Below are 15,211 nucleotides of genomic sequence, written 5' to 3'. Positions count from 1 at the left end.
TTCGATCCGGAGATCCGAGATGACCGTCAGCACGACCGGCTCGCGCGTCCGCTACGAGGGCGACGGCGCGACCAGCGTCTTTCCAATTCCCTTCAAGTTCGTCGACAACGCCCACGTCAAGGTGACCCTGCGCGACGCCGCCAGCCTTGAGACGCCCTGGAGCGAGGGCAGCCAGTACGCGCTCTCCGGCGCGGGCGGCGACGGCGGCGGCACCCTGACGGTGCTCACCGAGCCGGTCGACCACCGGCCGCGGGCCGGGGAGACCCTGGTCATCGCGCTCGACCTGCCCTTCACCCAGGACAAGGCCTTCCCCCTGGGCGGCGCCTTCCCGACGACGCAGGTCGAGGAGGGCCTAGACCTTGCGGCCCTGCGCGACGCCCAGCTGGCCGCCTTCGACGCCCGGGCCTTCAGCGTGCCGGCGACCGACGCCCAGGTCGGCGGTCTCGAGCTGCCGATCGACAGCCTGCGCGCCGGCCGCTACCTCGGCTTCGACGCCCAGGGCAGGCCGGCGCTGCTGGCCGGCACCGCCGAGGCCGCCGACGTCAGCGACAAGACCGTGCTGCCGACCGGCGCCGGCGCGGCCCGCAGCCTCGCCGACCTCTTCGGCCTGGGCGCGCTCACCGCCGAGAACGTCAAGCTCCACGGCGCCAAGGGCGACGCGATGGAGCTGAGCGACGGCACGGTGACCGACGGCTCGGCGGTCCTGGGCTCTGGCAGCGTCACCTTCACCGACGCCGACGTCGGCAAGGTGGTCGCGGTCGAGGGCGCCGGCACCGCCGGCGTGCCCGTCGCCGGCGCCGCCGCGGCGCCGGTCGACGCGGCCTCGCAGGAGGACCAATCGGCCGGGACCTTCGTCGACCTGACCGCGGCCTTCAACGACGGCGCGGCCGGCGACGTCGAGCCTTTCCCGGCGAGCGAGGCGGTCGGCGACGCCTTCTACATCGGCCACGCCGAGACCTTCACCGGCCTCGCGATCGACATCGGCACCGCGGGCGTCGGCGGGGCCGTGTCCTGGGAGTATTGGGACGGCGCGGCCTGGTCGGCGCTGCCCGGCCTGACCGACGGCACCTCGGGCTTCACCGCGGCGCCCGGCAGCCACGACGTGACCTGGACCCTGCCCGGCGATTGGGCGACGAACCAGATCAACCGGGCGGTCAACGGCGAGCGCCTGTACTACGTCCGGGCCCGGCTCACGACCGTCTACACGACCAATCCGGTCCTCGACCAGGGCATCCTCAAGAACGGCCGGATCCGGATCTCGGCGACGGCGCACGGCTTCAATCCCGGCCAGGTGATCACGATCAAGGGGATCGTCGGCACGGTCGAGGCCAACGGCAGCTTCGAGATCGTCCGCGCCGGCCTGGATGCCTTCGACCTGGCGGGCAGCGACTTCGCCAACGCCTACGTCTCGGGCGGCACGGCGCACGGCTGGCTGGTCTCGACCATCGCCAGCGTCTCGGCCGGCGACGCGACCCTGGCGGCGAACGCCGGCGCCTCGATCGCCGGCACCGCGCGGTTCCTCTACGGCACCGAGGACACGGCGGCGGTCCAGGCGGCGATCGACACCGGCAAGACGGTCGTGGTGCCAAACGGCGACTACATCACCGACCGCCTGACCGTCGCGACCGAGGGCCAGAAGGTGATCGGCATGGGCGGCCGGCTGATCGCCAAGCCGGGCCTCGACCTCGGCGGGTCGACCGACAACGCCCTGATCAACGTCCTGAAGGGCGCCGACCTCGCCAGTATCGAGGGGCTCTACCTCGACAACCCGACCGAGCAGCATGACGACGACAACCCCGACACCACGGTCAGAGGCGGCATCCTGGTGACCGCCAACCGCTGCCGGATCGAGGCCAACATCGTCCGCCGCTTCCTCGACGGCATCAAGGTCAGCTCCGGCGACGTGGCCGGCGCCGGCCTCGGCCAGGAGATCTACGGGACCCGGATCCTCGGGAACCTGGTCTGGGAGAATCTGGGCGCCGGCGGTGGCACTTCACCCTCCAGCCCGGGTGAGAACCGGGGCGACGGGATCGTGAACTTCGGCAGCGGCGCGGTGATCGCCAACAACATCGTCCACGTGAAGCGCGGCTACGACGCCAGGGTCGGCATCCAGAACGAGGGCCTGCCCGACTTCCACGCGCCCGACCCCGAGCAGCTCGGCCCGGTCGTGGACCGGGGCGTCTCGGTCACCGGCAATGTCGTGCTGACCAACGGCATCGCCGCGCGCAACGGCCGCTGGCGCCGGAGCATCGTCGCCGAGGGCGGGATGCAGAACGTGTCGATCACCGGCAACTTCGTGCAGGCCGGGTCATGGTGGGGCATCGCGGCCATTACCTCGGCCGATGTGGGTCACGTTTCTGTGGTCGGCAACACCATCCACTTCGACCGGCCGGAGGTCGACCAATCCGGTCACTCCGGCAGTGTCTCCAACGCCGGCATCTTCGTCGCGGCCAACCTGACCACCGGCCTGCAGAACGTCACCGTCGAAGGCAACTCCATCGTCGTCGAGGGCTGGGTCGACGCCGCCGTCGAGGTCACCGCCTTCAGCAGCGGTCGCGCCCAAGGGGTTCGCGTGATCGGCAACGGCATCCGCCTTCTGTCGGGCGCGCACGGCCGCCACATGCAGGTCTTCAGGGGCGACGACGTGCTGATCGCCAACAATCACTTCGTCGGCGCGGCGACCGCCGAGGCCTTGATCATCACCGACACCACGCGGATGTCGATCAGCGGCAACCACTTCATAAAGATGAGCGCGACGCAGAGCTTGCTGGAGGCCGGGGGCGTCAAGGGCGTGATCAGCGACAACCTCTTCGAAGGCGGTCTCGACGCAGTCCGCGCCTTCAACAGCAGCGGCCTGACCATCACCGGCAACCTGATCGAGAACCCGGTCGACGACGCCATGGACCTCTTCGGCTGCGACAACACCGTGGTGGTCGGGAACGTGATGACCGGCGTGGGCGGCGTATACATCAGGAACTTCGCTGTCAGCGCCACCAAGATCGACACCAACAACGTCAAGAACTAGGCCGCGATCTCTACGGGCTCGCACCGTCGGTCAGCTCGGTCATCAAGGCCTCGAATGCATCGGCCGACCGCCCGGAAGACTAGAACGTCTATCGCGCGTCGGCGCCCCGATAGAGAGCGACGATCTCGCTTGGCCGCATCTCGCGGTCGCGCTTGGCGCCGATGAAGTAGCTGCCGGGGCTCCCATCGAAGCCTCTAATTCCGCTGTTGTCGGCACGAGTGATTAAGCTCGCGCCATCAGAGGCGTATACATTCTCCTTGCACAAGATCGAATTATCGAAATCGACCAGCACAGGCTTTCCGTTGACTCCGAAACTGTTGTCAGCTCCATCCCCCAAGGGTTCTCCGGACACCGGGCAGCGCAAGAGCGGGCGCAGGTCTTCAGGCGTTTGGAGCAATTCGGAAGGATACACGCCAGGTGGTGCTATCGGTCTATTGACCTTGCTGTATAGGAGTACTCTCCCAGCTGTCGCCGCCGGCGCCATGACTTCGTAGGGACCTTGGGATGCCTCATAACAAGGGACGCTCTTGTGGTGGCCATTTCGACCCACTGGACCAGCCTAGATGGAGCGGATCAACCGATCCGTGAAAGTGAGCCGGCAGAAGGCGAGCTTTGCCGCCAAGACCGAAGCGAACAACTTCAAGAACGAGTGCGCCTACTCGGCCACAAGCCAGGCGTCCACGTCGAGCCCGGTCAGCGCCCGAAGGCGCTCCAGATCTTCGTTGAAAGTATCGGCGAGCCATCCGCGAAACGGAGCAATCTGCTCCTCGAAATCCTCTCTCTGGGTGCCATAATAGAGCCGCTTTCCCATCTCGATAATAGGTCTGGGCGCGTACTGTCTGATTTTCGCCTTTAGGCCACTCCTTCGCAAGAATCTGTTCAGGATCTGCGACCTTGGCGCGATCGAGACATTGGCCTCTACGGGCGCTGGGGATATGGAATCGTCGACATTCAGAAAACGGAAGGCACACTGAAGGCTGGCGGAAAAATCGGCGCGCAGGTCCTCATGGCGAAGGATGAGCACTTGGTCGGCACCAAAGTGGTCAAGATACCGTCTCACTTGGTCGGCATAGAGGCCAGCCGTCACATAGGTCCCGCTCTTTGGAAACTCCTTTGACGCAATCTCGCGTCGCTCCTGCCGCAAGGCATCGGCGAATGTTCTGGATGCCGAGCCGGTGGTGATTCCCATCTTGAATTCGGAAACCGCGCGTTCGAGCGGCGCTCGCAGGACGATGATTATTCGTGCACGAGGCAACACTTTCGCAATCTCAGATGCGGCGGCACGGGACAGTAGATAACTCACGGAGAATTCGCCGACTGCCTTCTGGCCGGACCATTCCCGAAACAGCATCTCGTAGTGCTCCCGCTGGCTGACGAACGCGAGATGGCTTGGCGGCAACGGGACCTTTGAGAGGTAGGTCTCGATGCTGCAGTTTATCGGCGATACCGGCCTCGCACTCGAGAAGTAGCCGTTGTCGTAGAGGTCTCTGCAAAAGAAGTTCGGCTCTTTGATCGGGCAGGCGTAGATACCCGGATGTTGCCCGAGCCCGGCCGCCATAGCAGTCGTGCCAGCCTTCATTGCGCCGACAAGAAAAAAGTTCGGGAGAATCATCGACATTGATAGTACTTCACCGACTCGCGAGATCGAGCAACAGAAAGCCCGGCTTTTTCGAGCGCGCTCCTAAGGCGCCCAACCACATGATCCCTTACCTTGGCTGCTGCGGCGGGGCAGGGTGGGCGCGGGGCCGGCCTTGCGGTCATGGTCGGGCTTCCTGGGGGGCGGCGAGCCCTGCGCTGGCCGGCGCCGACGGGGCGCGATCGAGAAGGCGGCGGTCGAGCAAGGCCAGGACCGGGGCCAGATAGATCGTCGCCGAGGTCAGGTGGCGCATGTAGGAGCCCAAGTCCGGCTCGAAGAGGTTCAATGTCATCATGTGCGCAAGGGCCAGCAGGGCGCAGGCCCGCTCCTTCGGGCCGCCGGCACGGGCCCCGTACCAGACCAGCCAGAGCGTCGTCAGGGCGACCGTCAGCAGGAAGACCTCCTTCATCCTGAGCTGAAACAGGACCGGCAGGTTGAGCCGCAGAAAGGCGTAGCCGTAGTTGATCAGGAAGTTCCCCAGGCTGTCGGGCGGCAGCGGGTTCATGAAGGCGCTATGCGCCCCGACGGTCTGGGTTGCGAAGCGTAGTGTGTTTATGAAATCCCTAGTACCCTGGAGCGTCTCGAAGAGCCACGTTGGCGCGAAGGACAGCCCGACTAAGGCGGCCGCGACAAAAATGGACCTGAGACTCCAACTGACGTGCGCGAGGATCATCAGGGCCAGGAAGGCGGCGACGATGATGACGAAGTACTCGCGCATGAAGTAGGCGTAGACGAGATAGCAGGCGGCGACCGCCAGGACTCGTACGAAGCCGTTGAGCCGCAGACAAAGCAAGCCGAGGAGAATGAACGTGACAGGCGAGAGCACCGTTTCCTTGGCAGGGCGGGACAGGAAGAACATCACCGGCAAGACGACGATCAGGCAGAGCAACAGTGTTGCTGGGTGCGCGTTGCGCCCGAAGATGATCAGGATGTGGACGGTCCCGAAGAGAAAGACCAAAAAAAACAGTAGCGATCCTGGAATGCTATGAAATATCAACGACGTATAGTAATATGAACCGCTGCCGTTCTGCCCGTCTGTTGCAAACCAAAGCTGATCCAACATGCGATTGGAATCATTGCTGATGGACGCGCTGACAAAGGTCAGGTCGATGGAGCAAGCAAGTCCGAACAACATAATCGCGAGCGGGATCAGCGGGATCCGCGGGTCGAAGGGCAGCCCGCCCGTCAAAGTTATCCTGTAGTCGTTTCGCTCAGGCACGGCGTCTTTCCCTGCCGAAGTCATCGCGATGCCGCGCGGCCTCGAGCCCGTGCCCCGCGCTTGGGTCCGGGCGAGCCATCACGAGCCGGCTCCCCCCGCGTGCGCCGGCCGACCGGCCGCCCGCCCGGCCGGGCGCGGGCGCAGGCGCTCGTAGACCCGCGCGATCCGGTCGAGCATCTCGGCCGGCTGGAACAGCCGATAGCGCTCCCTGGCCGCCGCCGACATGCGGGCGCCCACCGCCGGCTCGTCCAGGATCTCGGCGGCGCGAAAGGCCAGGCCCGCGGCGTCGCCTTGGGGGACGATGTGCCCGTTGTGGGCGCGCAGCACTAGGTCGTCGGCGCCGCCGACCTCGTAGGTCACGATCGGCAGGCCGGCGGCCAGCGCCTCGATCATGGTGTAGGCGAAGCCTTCGTAGCGGCTGGGGACCAGCAGGAGGTCGGCGGCCGGCATGTAGGCCGCGGCCCTCGCCGTCTCGAAGAAGACCAGGCGATCGGTCAGGCCCAGCGCCGCGGCGCGCGCGACCAGCGCCGGCCGGCGCTCGCCGCCGCCGATCACGACCCCGCGCAGATCCGGCCGCTCGGGCGCCAGCGCCGCGAGCAGGTCGAGGAAGCGCTCCGGCGCTTTTGCATGGCAGAAGCGGCCGACGAAGAGCGCGACCCGGTGCTCGGGGCCGAGGCCGAGCTCGGCCCGCGCGCACGCCCTCGGCAGGAGGTCCGGCGCCGCCAGGCCGTTGGGAATCTTGTGGCAGACCGCCTCCCGAGTGCCCAGGCGCAGCGCCTCCTCGCGCTCCTTGGTCGAGACCGCCAGGAGGGCGTCGGTCCGGAAGCGGGCCAGGACCGCCTCGATCGCGCCGTAGACGGCCCTGCGGCCCCGGCCGATCGTGGGATCGACCGTGATCAGGCCGTGCGGCGTGTAGACCCTGGCCCCGATGCCCCGGCAGGGCAGGCGCACGAAGACCCCGGCCTTGGCGCCGTGCCCGTGGGCGATGTCGAAGGGCCCGTGCCGCCGCACCACCCGCCGGAAGGCCAGGTAGCTGCGCCAGTCGCCGGGGCCGATCGCGCGGGCCATGGGAATGGCGTGCACCATAACCCCCGGCAGGCGGTCGAGCCGCGCGCTGTGGCCGGTCACGTGGCCGTCGCTGCGCGCGGCCCGGACGCAGTGCACCTCCCAGCCGCGCGCCGCCATGTCTTCGGCCAGGTCGACGATGTGCTGGCCGATGCCGCCGTCGACGTCGCGGGTGACCAGCAGGAGCTTTCCGGGGCGCGCCGCCGTCATGGCCTGATTCCTGTCATCTTCACTCCGTCGATCTCCAACCGGGCCGTCGGGGCTGGGGCGCCCCGGGCCTCGCGGCGCTCAAGCCCAGATCGACCAGCCTGCAAACACACCGACCATCTGGCTCCAGCCCGGCCGCTTCCGCTCGCCTCGCCGGCGGCTCAGTAGGCGCCGTTGCGGTTCACCATCACGCCGATCGTCTTGGCCATGATGACGACGTCGTACCAGAGGCACCAATGGGTGACGTACCAGCGGTCCAGGGAGACCCGATAGTCGTAGCTGGTGTCGTTTCGGCCGCTGACCTGCCAGACGCCCGTCAGGCCCGGCTTGACGTTCAGGTAGTTCTGGCGATGGTCGCCGTAGTACTTGAGCTCGTCCTTCACGATCGGCCGCGGGCCGACCAGGCTCATGTCGCCCTTCAGCACGTTCCAGAGCTGGGGCAACTCGTCGAGGCTGCTCCGGCGCAGGAAGGCGCCCATCCGGGTGACCCGCGGGTCGTCCTTCAGCTTGTAGGTGGCGTCCCACTCGCACCGGGCCGCCGGGTCGCGGGCCAGCAGCTCCTCAAGGACCTCGGCGGCGTTGGGGACCATGGTGCGGAACTTGTGGCAGGTGAAGGGCCGGCCGAAGCGCCCGATCCGCCGGTGCCCGTAGAACACCGGCTGCCGCGTCAGGGTCCCGCAGAGCCAGAGCGCCAGGAACAGCGGGCTGAACAGCAGGAGGCCGAAGCCGCTCCCCAGGATGTCGACGCCGCGCTTCGCGATCCTCGAGCGGCGCTGCGAAAGGCTGTTCGTGGCCCAAAGGAGGATCGTCTCGTTGTCCAGAAGGATCTGGGCGCGCGCCCCGGCCGGCAGGGTGTTGTAGAGCGGCACCGCGATCCCAACCATCGGCCAGAGCACGGTCAGGGACGGGGCCAGCTTGTCGATTGCCGCCATCTGCTTCGGCTCCGGCGCCATCAGGATCACGTGCTCGCGGAAGCGCAGCAGCAGTTCGGCCAGGCTGTCGCGCCCGGCCGACCCGACCGCGCCGCCGGGCTGCGGATCGCCAAAGGGCAAGATTTCGGTCACTTGAAGGCCCAGTGCGTCGTTGCCCGCGACGGCGTCGGCAACCTGGCGAGCCCGGGCGCCCCCGCCCAAGATCACGGTCGGTCGCTGCCAGAGCCCGCGCCACTGCAGGTAGCGCCGCATCGCAGAGCGCCCGATCAGCAGGCCGCCGGCGATCGCGGCCCAGGCGAAGAGCAGCGCCGCGACCGGCAGGACGCCGGCCAGGCCGAGCCGCCCGGCGAAGAACTCGACCGCCGCCAGGACGGCGACAACGGAGGCGATGTCGCGAAGCCGGTCCGAGGCCGACCTTCGGCGGCAGTAGTGGCCGCGATGCCAGAACCACCCGACCGCCACCAGCGCTGCAGCCACCGCCAGCATCAGGGTCAGCGCCGGAGGCGCTGCTTGATGCAAGAGGCCGTAGCCGAGGGCGACGATCAGGGCGTCTGCCGCAAGGATCTGCCAATCGGACTGCGCGCGCCCGTTGCGCCGTCCTGCGTTTTCCGTTCTACCGAGGCCGGTTGCCGAAGCTACGCCCGCCAGAGTCCCCCGTGACTCGGCCATTGCCCGAGTTCCCCCCTGTGCAAAGTCTCGCCCTCCAAAGAGCCTTGCCCTTTTTTACGAAGTATTAGCACTAATGCTTCGCGTTGTCTCCATCGAATCTTGATCTTGTAGAAAAGGCCGGCGAATTCTTCGGGGTCTGCCGCCTCTCGACTGCAAAGCGGCAACGGGTATTGGCGCCTAACGTATTGAAATATCCCGATCCCTGCGGGGCTCTGCGCTCCGGCCGGAGCCCGGCGTTAACTTTGCGCCCGTGGCCGCCAGAGTTGCCGGACCAGCTCTTCGAATTGGTCGGCGCTCCGCTCGAGCGAGAACTCCAGCGCCCGCGACCTCTGGCCTTCCGGGTTCCAGCGGCGCGCAAGGGAGCGGGTGATCGCCCGGGCCATGGCCTCCGGATCGCGCTCGGGGACGAGCAGACCGAACTCGTTCGCCCCGAGGATCTCGCCGGGGCCCGAAGGGCAGTCGGTCGAAACGATCGGCAGGCCGCAGAGCAGGGCTTCGACCAGAGCGTTGGGAAAGCCCTCGTAGAGCGAGGACAGGACGTAGAGGTCCGCCCGCCTCATGTATGCCAGCGGGTTGTCGATATAGCCCGCGAAGCGGACCTGGTGGTCGATCCCGAGCTCTCGCGACAGCCCCTCCAGCTCGTCTTGCAGGCTGCCGGCACCCAGGATCAGCAGGCTGCCGCGCTGATCCGGCGGCAGCTTGGCGAAGGCCCGCAAGAGGTTTGCCTGGTCCTTCTGCGGTTCCAGCCGGCCGACGTTGAGGATGACCGGAGGCTTCGCCTTGTCCAGCCAGGGGTCGTCGACCGCCGCTTCCGCCCGGGCCAGGCATTCGGGCGAGGCCGTGGGGTTGTAGATCCAGGTCACCTTGTCCGCGGGCAGCCGGGCGATCCGTCCGATGTCCTCGGCCACGCCTCTGGAAACGCCGACCACCTTGTCGGCGAAGCGGTAGAGCAGGCGCGCCGCCAGGAAGAAGAAATGCCGCGTCTTGCGTTTCGAATAGCGCACGTGAACCGACAGCATGTTGCGTTCCGTCACCACGAAGCGGGTTGCGGTGAAGGGCAGCAGCAGCCGCGCCGTCAGGGCGAAGATGTTGGCATGGAACAGCGCCGAGATCAGGAGATCGGGCCGCTCGCGGCTGAGGTAGCGGCGGATCGCGAGGGGCGAGGCCGGCCACCAGGTCACGCCCAGGCTGATCTCCCGGACCCCCGGAGACACCGCCGCGTGGTTCGGCCCTTCGGCCTGGAAGACGACCAGATCCACCCGGTAGCCGCGGGCCGCGAAGGCGTTGGCGAGCCGGACGATCATCGATTCCGCGCCGCCGCCCCCGAGATCCGGCAGCAGGAAAGCGATCTTCGGCTTCGGATCCTTTACGGCGGGCTCAGGCAAGGCCTCGCCCCGGGTCCGCTTCGATGACCGGGCCGCCCGGCCCGCGATTCCCAGTTCCGGCGCCCGGCGCCGACCCTGCCCCCGACGGTCGCCGGAGGCGGAGAGGGGCGTCCGACCGGCTTCCATTTCTTGATGAGATCATGCCGCGAAAGATGCCTTTACCTGGCGAGCGGCAGCGCGGGAAGCCGCCCGGGCGCGGCGGCGCGAGGCCGGCAAGACCACCGATCTCGCCGTTTTTCGGGCCCCCGGCCGGCCGGGATACCGATCGTCGCAAGGCTGTCCATGGTTTCCGCCCCCCAACGGAATATTTATCAGGATAAGTAATAATCGAAGTAATATTGAAATGAAAGCCCGGCTTCAAGGGGCGCTGGTCTTGTCTTAGTTGGCAGGGCCGATGCCCGGACGCCTCGGTGCACGCGGCAGTATTTGCGGATGACCGGCAGGCTGCGCTTTAAAGCCACTCGGCGCTTGCTATATTCGTCCTATGAAACAGGAAACCGCAGCCCGGTCGGCGGAGCTTCGCGACGGCGCCGTCGTCGTCTATGACGGCGAGTGTCCCTTTTGCACCCGCTACGCCGGGCTGGTCAGGCTGCGCGAGGCCGTCGGCCCGGTCACCCTGCTCGACGCCCGCGAAGGCGGGCCGCTGGTGTCGCGGCTGAGCGCGGCGGGCTATGACCTCGACGAGGGCATGGTTCTGCTCTACGGCGGGCAGATCTATCACGGCGGCGACTGCATGCACATGCTCGCCCTGCTGTCCGGCGGCGGCGGCGCGGTCAACCGGCTCTGCGCCGCGGTCTTCCGAAATCCCGGCACCGCCCGCCGGCTCTATCCGGTGCTGCGCGCCGGTCGCAACGCGGTCCTCCGCCTGCTCGGCCGGGACAAGATCGGCGCGGCGTCCGGCCCGGGCGCTCAGCGGGAAACCTAGAGCGGGATGATTTGAAGACGAACGGACTTCAAATCTGAATCCCGCTCTACTTCAACAGGTTGGAGCATGGTTCACGCGGCAGGTCGCTGCGCTGTGAGGCGATCATGCTCCGGTCCTCGGCGGGCGCCTGCGGGCCCCGTCAGGCGCCTGCCGGGGCCTTCGGCAGGAAAGCCAGGATAACCCGGCGCTTCAGGCGGTAGCCGAGGCCATAGCCGACGTAGATCGCCAGGTGCGGCAGGATCCGGGGGTTTCGAGCGAGGACGGCCAGCGCCCGGCCCGGGCGATGCCGGCCGAGCGCCTCCTGGAATTCCCGTATCACCAGGTAGCGGTCGATCCTCTCCGGCCGTCGCCGCAGCCAGCGGCACACCTCCGGCGCCTCCCGGTAGAGCTCGAGGAGTTCCCCGTTCAGGCTCTTGAGCATGAGCAGGGGGTCGGCCGTCATGGTGTGGCTGAGCGAGCTCCGGCGGACCAGGTAATGGTAGAGCGGCTCGCGCAGCATCAGCACCCCCGGCGTCCTGGCCAGGCAGCGCAGCAGGATGTCGCCGTCCTCGCCGGAGCGCAGGGAATCGCGGTAGCGGATCCCGTGGCGTTCGAGAAAGGCGCGCCGGAACATCGGCTTGATCGACACCAGGGTCTTCGGATAGCCGGCCCGGGAGCCGCGCAGGATGTCCTCGGCGGAAAGCAGGAAGGGGCTGGCGCCCCGCCGCGGCACCAGCGTCTGCCAGGGCGCCAGGTATCCCTCCATCACGTAGAAGAGGTTGTCGGCGACCAGATCGGCGGCGCCCGAACGGCCGGCGGCGACCAGCTTCGCCAGGCGCTCGGACGCGTACCAGTCGTCGGCGTCCAGGATCGCGATCCACTCGCCCCGGGCCTTGGCGATGGCCGCGTTGCGGGCGACGCTGAGGCCGCCGTTGACCGCCAGCCGGATCAGCCTGACCCGCGGGTCGGCGGCCGCCAGGCGCTCCACGATCGCCGCCGTTCCGTCCTGCGAGGCATCGTCGACGACCAGAACCTCGAGATCGGCAAGGCTCTGCGAAAGCGCGGAGGTGACCGCGCGCTCGACGTAGCGCTCCATGTTGTAGGCCGGTATGACAACAGATACGGTAACCACCCCGCGTAACGCCCCCTGAGTTCGGATTTGTCTTCCGTTTTATTTGAAGACCTGAAATAATAGAGCAGAGGCAAGCAAGAATTCAAGGCCTCTGCAAGAGTTCGGCATTGGGGTCGGAGGCTGCGCCCGGCCGGCATTGCGGCCCCCGGCTGTGCTAGGATCGGGCCTCGGTCGGGTCCGCGTTCAGAGCACTTTGGCAGAGATGGCACAGAAGTACTTCCAGATCGGCTTCAACAAGTGCGGCACCTCGTCGCTGGCGCACTTCTTCGCCGCGAACGGTTTGCCCTGCGTTCATTGGGACGACGGCCGGCTCGCCCGTCGCATGAAGCAGAACCTCGAGGCCGGCCGTTTCATCCTGGCCGGCTACGAGGCCTACGACGCCTTCACCGACATGGAGTGCATGGGCGAGGCGGAGTACATCGAGGCCTACAAGTACTTCCGCGAGATCGCCGAACAGGTCGAGGGTGCGATGTTCATCCTCAACGTCCGGCCCAAGGAAACATGGATCGCAAGCCGGCTCGACCACCTGTCGCACTTGGGACCGCGCTCTTTCGCGGAGCTCTACAGAAGCGTCCACGGGCTGCCCGACCGGGAAGCGGTTGTCGAGGCTTGGAGCCGGGACTGGGACCGGCACCTGGAAGCGGTCCAGGACTCGATCCCGGCCGAGCGTCTGCTGGTCTTCGACATCGAGAGGGATTCGCCGCGGCGGCTCTGCGCCTTCGCCGGGCTGGAGCCCTCGGCTGCAGATCACTACACGGTCCAGAACCACAGCCTGACGGACTTCGGCCGCCTGATCTCGCGCATGACGCCGGCCCCGATCAAGCGCGCCCTGCCGCGCGCGATCAAGGACCCGATCCGGCGGCGCCTGCGCAAGCACCGCCCCGCGCCTAACGCCTAGGGCGTTAGATCCGGCCAGACGGACTCGCTTCGCGATCCGTCTGGCCGGATTCATTGACCTACCTTCAACCTATTAGCGCACCACTCCCGGCCAGACGCGAAGGCGTCCGATTGGGAAGTGCGCTCGGCACCGGCGCCGGCTAAACGTACCGCCCACGGTGTCAAGCGCCCCAGACGCACCTCCATCCCACCGATAAGCCGAGTTGGTCTTCCCGCCGCCGGGCCTGCCGCCCCGCGGCCCGTCGTTGCCGACATCACAGCAAAAGGAGTCGAAGCATGTCTCAAACCATCAATCCCCTCCGCCGCGCCACGGCCGGCGGCGGCCGACCTGCGGGGCACCGGGCCCTGGCCGGCCTGGTCCTCGGACTGGGGTCGCTTTTGGTCTGGCCTTCCTCCGAAGGCGCGGCGGCGGCGCCCTGCGCGCCCCGCGAAATCCTGGTCCAGCGACTCGCCGACGGCTACGGCGAGGCGCCGCGAGCCCTTGGCCTGACCGGAAACGGCGCCCTGCTGGAGCTGTTGGTTAGCCCCGGCGGCCGCAGCTTCTCGATCCTCATGACCCGGCCGCCCAGCGCTGGGGCGCCGGGGCGGATCAGCTGCCTCGTCGCCGCCGGCGAGGGCTGGCGGCCGGCCGCTCCGGTCGAAGTCCCGGGCGAGCAGAGGGGACGCGAGTCTTGAGGCCGGGCGCCTGCGCGGAGGCCCTCCGGCAATGACCGCGGTCTGCCGCGCCCACGGCGACGTCGAGACCGAGAGCCTGCCGGCCCATGTCGCCCTCTGCCGGGAGCGCTATGGCACCCTGAACCGCCGCCTGCTGCGCCTGGAGATCCTCTACGGCGGCCTGGTGACGACCTTGGCCGCGATCGCGGTTCGGCTCTGGACCGGCGTTTGAGCGCCCGGATCCGCAAGGGCGCGGCGCAGCCCCCCGTCCCGATCGGCCGCTGCGCGCGGCCGGCATCGATCGCCCCGTCTCCGGGGCGACAATCCGCCGCCCACTTCGGGGCGGCCTTTTTCATGGAGGAAGCATGCACGAAACGGTGGTCCGCAAGGGCCTGCAGACCAGCGAGTTCTGGCTGGTCCTGCTGCTCTTCGCGATCGTGGTCGCCAACGGGACGCCCCAGGTGGCGATCCCCGGCGAGCACATCGCGCTCCTGGCCAGCCTGGCCTTCGGCTACGGCGGCGGCCGGACACTCTTGAAGAGCAATCTGACCAAGCTGGGGGCTGCGGCATGACGCGGCCCGTCCTCGCCTTGCTGGCATCCGGTCTGCTCGCGCTCGTCGCGGCCTGCGCCAGCCTGGAGGCGGAAACCCCGGCGCAGCGGGTCTTCGCCCTCAAGTCCGAGTACCGGGCCGTGCTGGCGTTGGCGGTCGACTACGAGAGCCTGCCGCGCTGCCCGAGCGAGACCACACCGGTCTGCTCCGAGCCAGAGGTGGTCGAGCTGCTGCGCCGGGCCGACCGCCGAGCGGAGCTCGCCCTCGACGGGGCCGAGCAGGTGGTGCGCTCGCCGGCCGCCTCCGAGGGCGCCGTGGCGCTCGCGCTCGAATCCGCCGGGGCCGCGGTCGCGGTGCTCCGGCAGGTCCTGATCGACGAAGGAGTCCTGTGATGTCCGAGGCTCTCAAGTTCGCCCTGCTGCTGCTGGACGAGGTCGTGCCCCTGGCGGTCCGCGGCATCCGCGGCGCCGTCGAAGCCCTGCAGAGCGGCCGCGACGCGGTTGCGCTGATGGTCGTCGAGGACCGCAATCCCACCGCCGCCGAATGGTCCGACCTGAACGCCGAGCTCGAGGCCTTGCGCCGGCAGCTCCGCAGCGACTGACGGCACCAGAACGCAACCACCGGCCGGCTCTCCCGGGTGCGACCAGGGGGAGCCGGCCCATTTTCCTTGCGGCGCGCGCGTCAGGCTTCCAGTACGGCCTCGATCTCGAGCTTCGGGTCGGCGAAGAGGCGGCCCAGGCGCTGGTCGTAGACCTTCGGCGCGAAGACGCCGACGGCGTTCTCCGGCAGGCTGGTCAGCTCGCCGATCTTCAGGCGGCCGTCGGCCACCAGGAAGTCCACGCGCATGAAGGAGAAGGGCGCCGCCAGGCGCTCGGCGAGCTGGAACATCTCGCCCAGGCGCTCGGGCCGCGGGTCCAGGCCCCCGGCCGGGTAGT

15 protein-coding genes are annotated in these 15,211 nt (G+C 68.0%); 8 read left to right on the top strand and 7 right to left on the bottom strand.

Annotation, left to right across the window (positions count from 1 at the left end):
- The first annotated feature begins 19 nt into the window (after nt 1-19).
- Nucleotides 20-3,025: a right-handed parallel beta-helix repeat-containing protein gene (locus tag QNJ30_12210; GenBank protein ID MDJ0944226.1), complete on the top strand. Its 3,006-nt coding sequence runs from the start codon at nt 20-22 to the stop codon at nt 3,023-3,025.
- A gap of 655 nt (nt 3,026-3,680) precedes the next feature.
- On the opposite strand, the gene QNJ30_12205 is transcribed toward QNJ30_12210, so the two are convergent.
- The 5 genes from QNJ30_12205 to QNJ30_12185 form a co-directional block, all read right to left on the bottom strand.
- Nucleotides 3,681-4,643, bottom strand: a complete 963-nt coding sequence (locus QNJ30_12205) for a sulfotransferase (GenBank protein MDJ0944225.1) — start codon at nt 4,641-4,643, stop codon at nt 3,681-3,683.
- Between the two features lie 139 nt (nt 4,644-4,782).
- Nucleotides 4,783-5,619, bottom strand: a complete 837-nt coding sequence (locus QNJ30_12200; protein MDJ0944224.1) for a hypothetical protein — start codon at nt 5,617-5,619, stop codon at nt 4,783-4,785.
- 339 nt (nt 5,620-5,958) lie between these two features.
- A complete protein-coding gene (locus QNJ30_12195) occupies nt 5,959-7,155 on the bottom strand; it encodes a glycosyltransferase (GenBank protein MDJ0944223.1) in 1,197 nt (398 codons plus the stop codon).
- A 158-nt stretch (nt 7,156-7,313) separates the two neighbouring features.
- Nucleotides 7,314-8,753, bottom strand: coding sequence for an exopolysaccharide biosynthesis polyprenyl glycosylphosphotransferase (locus QNJ30_12190; GenBank protein ID MDJ0944222.1), 1,440 nt, complete (start codon nt 8,751-8,753; stop codon nt 7,314-7,316).
- A gap of 236 nt (nt 8,754-8,989) precedes the next feature.
- Nucleotides 8,990-10,138 carry a glycosyltransferase gene (locus QNJ30_12185; GenBank protein ID MDJ0944221.1) on the bottom strand — a complete coding sequence of 383 codons (1,149 nt, stop codon included), beginning with the start codon at nt 10,136-10,138 and terminating at the stop codon, nt 8,990-8,992.
- A 484-nt stretch (nt 10,139-10,622) separates the two neighbouring features.
- On the opposite strand from QNJ30_12185, the gene QNJ30_12180 reads away from it, so the two are divergent.
- Nucleotides 10,623-11,063: a DCC1-like thiol-disulfide oxidoreductase family protein gene (locus QNJ30_12180; GenBank protein MDJ0944220.1), complete on the top strand. Its 441-nt coding sequence runs from the start codon at nt 10,623-10,625 to the stop codon at nt 11,061-11,063.
- Between the two features lie 139 nt (nt 11,064-11,202).
- Here the strand turns inward: QNJ30_12180 and QNJ30_12175 are convergent, their stop codons facing one another.
- Nucleotides 11,203-12,174, bottom strand: a complete 972-nt coding sequence (locus tag QNJ30_12175) for a glycosyltransferase family 2 protein (GenBank protein MDJ0944219.1) — start codon at nt 12,172-12,174, stop codon at nt 11,203-11,205.
- Nucleotides 12,175-12,376: 202 nt separating this feature from the next.
- Here QNJ30_12175 and QNJ30_12170 point away from each other — a divergent pair, with 202 nt between their 5' ends.
- The 6 genes from QNJ30_12170 to QNJ30_12145 all read left to right on the top strand — a co-directional run bounded on the left by QNJ30_12170 (nt 12,377) and on the right by QNJ30_12145 (nt 14,877).
- Entirely contained in the window at nt 12,377-13,072 is a 696-nt protein-coding gene (locus tag QNJ30_12170) for a sulfotransferase (protein ID MDJ0944218.1), read from the top strand.
- A gap of 275 nt (nt 13,073-13,347) precedes the next feature.
- Nucleotides 13,348-13,746 (top strand): hypothetical protein, encoded by a 399-nt coding sequence (locus QNJ30_12165; GenBank protein ID MDJ0944217.1) that lies wholly within the window; start codon nt 13,348-13,350, stop codon nt 13,744-13,746.
- Nucleotides 13,747-13,777: 31 nt separating this feature from the next.
- Nucleotides 13,778-13,957 (top strand): hypothetical protein, encoded by a 180-nt coding sequence (locus tag QNJ30_12160; protein ID MDJ0944216.1) that lies wholly within the window; start codon nt 13,778-13,780, stop codon nt 13,955-13,957.
- Nucleotides 13,958-14,090: 133 nt separating this feature from the next.
- The gene (locus QNJ30_12155; protein ID MDJ0944215.1) at nt 14,091-14,297 is read left to right on the top strand and encodes a hypothetical protein; all 207 of its coding nucleotides are present in this window, start codon (nt 14,091-14,093) and stop codon (nt 14,295-14,297) included.
- Nucleotides 14,294-14,668, top strand: coding sequence for a hypothetical protein (locus QNJ30_12150; GenBank protein ID MDJ0944214.1), 375 nt, complete (start codon nt 14,294-14,296; stop codon nt 14,666-14,668). The genes QNJ30_12155 and QNJ30_12150 overlap by 4 nt, the downstream gene beginning before the upstream one ends.
- Nucleotides 14,668-14,877, top strand: a complete 210-nt coding sequence (locus QNJ30_12145) for a hypothetical protein (GenBank protein ID MDJ0944213.1) — start codon at nt 14,668-14,670, stop codon at nt 14,875-14,877. Before QNJ30_12150 ends, QNJ30_12145 begins: the two co-directional genes overlap by 1 nt.
- A gap of 80 nt (nt 14,878-14,957) precedes the next feature.
- Here QNJ30_12145 and QNJ30_12140 read toward each other — a convergent pair.
- Nucleotides 14,958-15,211 (bottom strand): ATP-grasp fold amidoligase family protein (locus tag QNJ30_12140; protein MDJ0944212.1); only part of this gene is annotated, 254 nt, incomplete at its 5' end.

Source organism: Kiloniellales bacterium (assembly GCA_030066685.1).
Classification (GTDB): Bacteria; Pseudomonadota; Alphaproteobacteria; order Kiloniellales; family JAKSBE01; genus JAKSBE01.
The sequence above is the reverse complement of the archived record's forward strand: the minus strand, read 5'-3'. Positions and strand labels throughout refer to the sequence as shown.

What these genes read in the sequence shown, in the direction of transcription:
- QNJ30_12160 (MDJ0944216.1), top strand. Translation starts at nt 13,778, where the DNA reads ATGACCGCGGTCTGCCGCGCCCACGGCGACGTCGAGACCGAGAGCCTG.
- QNJ30_12190 (MDJ0944222.1), bottom strand. Translation starts at nt 8,753, where the DNA reads ATGGCCGAGTCACGGGGGACTCTGGCGGGCGTAGCTTCGGCAACCGGC.
- QNJ30_12180 (MDJ0944220.1), top strand. Translation starts at nt 10,623, where the DNA reads ATGAAACAGGAAACCGCAGCCCGGTCGGCGGAGCTTCGCGACGGCGCC.
- QNJ30_12150 (MDJ0944214.1), top strand. Translation starts at nt 14,294, where the DNA reads ATGACGCGGCCCGTCCTCGCCTTGCTGGCATCCGGTCTGCTCGCGCTC.
- QNJ30_12165 (MDJ0944217.1), top strand. Translation starts at nt 13,348, where the DNA reads ATGTCTCAAACCATCAATCCCCTCCGCCGCGCCACGGCCGGCGGCGGC.
- QNJ30_12195 (MDJ0944223.1), bottom strand. Translation starts at nt 7,155, where the DNA reads ATGACGGCGGCGCGCCCCGGAAAGCTCCTGCTGGTCACCCGCGACGTC.
- QNJ30_12155 (MDJ0944215.1), top strand. Translation starts at nt 14,091, where the DNA reads ATGCACGAAACGGTGGTCCGCAAGGGCCTGCAGACCAGCGAGTTCTGG.
- QNJ30_12205 (MDJ0944225.1), bottom strand. Translation starts at nt 4,643, where the DNA reads ATGTCGATGATTCTCCCGAACTTTTTTCTTGTCGGCGCAATGAAGGCT.
- QNJ30_12210 (MDJ0944226.1), top strand. Translation starts at nt 20, where the DNA reads ATGACCGTCAGCACGACCGGCTCGCGCGTCCGCTACGAGGGCGACGGC.
- QNJ30_12145 (MDJ0944213.1), top strand. Translation starts at nt 14,668, where the DNA reads ATGTCCGAGGCTCTCAAGTTCGCCCTGCTGCTGCTGGACGAGGTCGTG.
- QNJ30_12170 (MDJ0944218.1), top strand. Translation starts at nt 12,377, where the DNA reads ATGGCACAGAAGTACTTCCAGATCGGCTTCAACAAGTGCGGCACCTCG.